Here is a 4,134-nt window from a genome sequence, read left to right on the forward strand (position 1 = left end):
TGGCACGACCACGCTGTTCGCTGCGCTCGACGTCAAATCCGGCCAGGTCATCGGCGACTGCATGCCGCGCCACCGCGCCAAGGAATTCCTGAAGTTCCTCCGCCGCATCGACCGGCATGTGCCGAAGTCGCGCGAGGTGCACCTGGTGCTCGACAACTACGCCACCCACAAGACGCCCGAGGTGAAGGCTTGGCTGGACAAGCACCCGCGCTTCCGACTGCATTTCACGCCGACCAGCGCGTCATGGCTGAACATGGTCGAACGGTTCTTCGCCGAGATCACGTCACGGCGCATTCGGCGCGGCAGTTACACCAGCGTCGGCGACCTCGAGGCCGCCATCTACGACTACCTCCTGCAGCACAACGCCAAGCCTAAACCCTTCACCTGGACCAAATCGGCCGAGGACATCCTCGCCCGAGAGCGCCGCGCACTGAACGCCCTCGATGAAATTCGCGGGAACCGGTAGCATGCGTCAGACTCGGAGCACTAGAGGTATCGTCATGAGCAAGCGTTGGAAAGCCGTCATTGCAATTGCAGTAGTTGTCCCCCTTACTTTCGCAGGAAACCGAGTTGTGGATGACGGCGGATTTATCCCTGTAATCAGTGACGAAGCACCCCCACTTGTAGATGAGTGGACCCAAACAGACGTCGGTAAGCCATTGGAACTAGCTGCGTTTATACCAGCCATCGGAGCCGTACTACTAGGCTATCGGTCTGGCGAGGCAGACTATGACAAGTACGAGATGTTCGACCCACTCACGGACGACATTCCCTTCGAGTACCACGACAACATCATGGCCAATGACAACTTCGCCGCAGCCCTGCGAGCAAGACGACGACAGCTTGCTAGGTTAGCATCAAACGCCACGGCGCAGTACTTTTTTGATCTCTTTCCAGACTGGTGGGCATCACATACGGCCTGCATGACGCAGCAGAATAAGTTGGAGACCATAAAACAACTCACGCCAGAACTTGCATGGCAGATCGAAACAACCAATGCACAGTTCGCCGACTTGGCGATGAAAGAACAGGTTGGTACCCTAACAGTCGCAGAGCGTGATGAATACCTGAACAATGACTTACGCGTACCCCATTTGGTGCGGCTCCCCAACTCCAATTCACAAATTGGAGGAAACTGGGTCGAAGTTGATCTAAGAGACCCGTTGCCGAGTTACGACTATGAGCGGCCTCTTGTGCGAGCATGCCCAGTCGGAACTCAGTATTATGGCCAGCACATCAAAGATTGCTTTGGCTCTGTCAACATTGACTTGGGTAGAGACATATACGGAGGAGCGCCCTCGGGAAGTAGCGGCCTTCCCAGAACGTTCCTTGGGAACGCAGTATATCGCGAGTTTGAGCTGACAGGTTCTACCGTGGACTTCATTTTGCAGATGATGGAGCAAAGAACCGCGCAGGACGCTTTAAAAAGACAGGCCGAACAAATTGTCGCCAACCGCCCAGCCTCAGAAGTATCCGCTGGCTTCGTCGAGAGTCAGGTCAGGGCCGAGTTCAAAAAGCTACAATGCCCAACCTGAGTTTTCCGGCTTGCGGACACGGCTTGCCAGGACAGGAACGCGCCTGCACCAACTTGTTTGATCCTATAGTGGAGAGGAACCAGCACAAGTCCACGTCGGTTTGATGGTTTTGGCATCCGGAATGCCATCACTCGCCCAAAACCTCATACTCGAAGCGGTCTTTGATGAAGCACCGAGTAAAACCTATGGTGCCGATATACTCTACACTTTCGATTTTCACGCCGCTTTTATCTGGTGCAGGACGTACTGCGCAATGTCAGCTTTTATCGTGCAGTCAGTTTGTCCAAGTCATTTGGCTAGGTGAAAGGTCCTTCGATTCTGTAGGCATCCAGCCCTGCGACACCGTCACGCGGGCTCTTCATCCGTTCAGTCACCCAGACGTATTCCTTCGTATATAGAGAAGTCTGCTTGAAACTGTCCTTGAGCCGCAGGCGCACCGTACAGGCGGTTTCGTCCAGCATCCCGGTTTCACGCAGCGCGTTGCGGATGTCTTGGATGTATTTGGGGTTATCCGCAAAGTGCAGCATGATGCTTTCGGCCATCTCGCTGTCTTCGCGTTGCAGGCGCAGCCCGATGCCGCTGCCGAAGATGCCGGACAGCATCAGGAAGGCTACATGCCCGACCAACTCAGCGAGGCCATCAGACGCTTGAAGATTTAAAAAAACCCCGGCGCTCCTTAACGTTCTTAGTAATGAGGGAGCGCCGGAAGGCGTGACCGATCAGGTTACACTCCAGTTATTCATGATGGGGCATAATCCGATGGAAGACCTGCGATTGCTTATTCCTTCGTCTTAAGAGAAAGTAGCGACTTGCCGCCTGCTACGTGTTGTTGCAACGAAAGGCTGACAACCTCGCCTCATGACCTGTGGGGTTCAATAGGTCGCTAATGTCATCGTCTATCGGTATGTCACCGCCTACGACTTGTTCGCCTAGACCAACATCAACTCCTACTCGACCCGAGACACCGAACTCCTGCAGAAAGGCACTGTCCATGGCGTCTGCCAAGTCTTGCGCAAGTCCATAGTGAACGATGAAGCTGTCATGGACAGGTAAGCAGGCGTGGCCCATTGCTGCGAACTTCAACATGACCTTCTCTGCTAGGTCACTGTCCTTGCGCTGAAGTCGCAGCCCCACACCAGACCCGAAGTGGTGCTGGAACTCTGGATACTGCGCCACGATGAACCGCTTGAACTCCTGCCAGCCCTTCCCCGTCAGGTCGGCTGAATACCCCTCTATCTCATTGATGGTGTCTATATTGTCGGCATTCAGCAGTGCGTTGAATGTTTGCTTCACGAGTTTGCGCTCTGCCACGTTGCCCGCTTTGGAGAGACACCGTTCGTAAGGGTCGTCGGGAATGGCCTTGCCTGCCGCAGCATAGAGCATGGCCGCATGTATCCCTGAGTAGTCCACTTCTACGGTACGCTTGCCGTCAATCAGGATGTAGGGCCTCAGCTTACTCGGGCAGCCGATCCACCACGCGCCATAGAAGCGCCCGCCCTGTTGCCAGTCGCTGTTGTTGAATACGCGGTAGACAGTCCGTGCGGCGGAGTCGAAGGTCTGAGTGGCTTCGTCCTCTCGTGTTCCTCTGAGGCGCTGCACCTCTTGAGCAATCCGCTCGTCGCTGAGCGCCAAGTCAGCCCAATGTGACGCCAGCATACCGTTGATAATATGTAACCTGTCCCGCGCCCCTTCTGCGAACCCGTCTTGCCCATACTCCACGAGCACCTTGTCGTGATCTTTTAGGCGTATGCCTTCTGCGTTCGCGTGCCTGCGTAGGTCCGTGACCGATGCCCCGGCCTGCTCCAGCCCACTTAGCAATGCGGGTGTCGCCATGTATCGGGACACTCGACTGTCTTTCCCCGCCGGGTCGTGCCAAAAGGGTGTGCTCTCCATTACAAGCCCCGCGTTCTGTAGAGCGTGCATGGCGTCCCTGAATGTTCGGGCAGATATGAAGCTGGCACCGTATTGGCTCTTGCTTAGCTTTTGCAGGACATTGTTGTCCGTACCTATGCCCACCTCAAGCACTGGATCGCTAAGGTGTGCCCTGAACATGTCAAGTACAACAGCCCTAACAGCCGCCTCAAAGCTGGCCTGCGCGTCCTGCCTCCGGCGGCGTCGTCCCTCGCCAAGTACCGACAACTCAGCGCACAGCCTCGCCAGATATGCCTCTAGCCTTGGGCTGTCGGTAGTCCACTGCGGATCAAAGGGGCGGTCGTGCATGTCTGCTTATCTGTTTTCTTTGGTGTAGTCATACGCTCGACGGTGGGTTCCTTTTATTCGATCCCACGCCTAAGGTGCAACGCAGCAAGAATAAGGGCAGACCCTCGCACATGGCCGGAAAATACGACGACCTCACCCACGCGCAACTTGTCGAACTGCTGGAAAAGCGCGACCGGACCAAGAAGCTGGGGCTGGTGTGGGAGCGGGACGAGATCGAGGCGGACGCGGCGGTGGATGCCAAGTTCATCGCCTGCCGGATCGACGCGGCGCTGTCGGACAAAGGTACTGTACCCTAAGGTCTGGAAATTCGCTCGAGTTGGGGGCCATGAGCCCCTGCTGGGGCGCGCCCCAGCAGGGGCTGCCCATTCTGGTATTCCAT

At 56.1% G+C, this 4,134-nt stretch carries 5 protein-coding genes; 3 read left to right on the plus strand and 2 right to left on the minus strand.

Translation table 11 applies throughout. The annotated features are described in order from the left end of the window. On the plus strand, positions 1–466 hold a 466-nt coding region (locus ACH107_RS30575), incomplete at its 5' end, for an IS630 family transposase (RefSeq protein WP_412509459.1). 34 nt (positions 467–500) lie between these two features. Beyond that, positions 501–1,535 carry a hypothetical protein gene (locus ACH107_RS30580; RefSeq protein WP_412509460.1) on the plus strand — a complete coding sequence of 345 codons (1,035 nt, stop codon included), beginning with the start codon at positions 501–503 and terminating at the stop codon, positions 1,533–1,535. Positions 1,536–1,831: 296 nt separating this feature from the next. On the opposite strand, the gene ACH107_RS30585 is transcribed toward ACH107_RS30580, so the two are convergent. Both ACH107_RS30585 and ACH107_RS30590 read right to left on the minus strand, forming a co-directional pair. Further along, positions 1,832–2,137, minus strand: a complete 306-nt coding sequence (locus tag ACH107_RS30585) for a hypothetical protein (RefSeq protein WP_412509461.1) — start codon at positions 2,135–2,137, stop codon at positions 1,832–1,834. Positions 2,138–2,354: 217 nt separating this feature from the next. Beyond that, the gene (locus ACH107_RS30590; protein ID WP_412509462.1) at positions 2,355–3,755 is read right to left on the minus strand and encodes a hypothetical protein; all 1,401 of its coding nucleotides are present in this window, start codon (positions 3,753–3,755) and stop codon (positions 2,355–2,357) included. Positions 3,756–3,865: 110 nt separating this feature from the next. Between ACH107_RS30590 and ACH107_RS30595 the strand changes: the two genes are divergently transcribed. Continuing rightward, complete coding sequence (locus ACH107_RS30595; RefSeq protein ID WP_412509463.1) at positions 3,866–4,051, plus strand: hypothetical protein; 186 nt, start codon at positions 3,866–3,868, stop codon at positions 4,049–4,051. Positions 4,052–4,134 lie beyond the last annotated feature (83 nt).

This window comes from Roseovarius halophilus (ex Wu et al. 2025) (assembly GCF_047086965.1).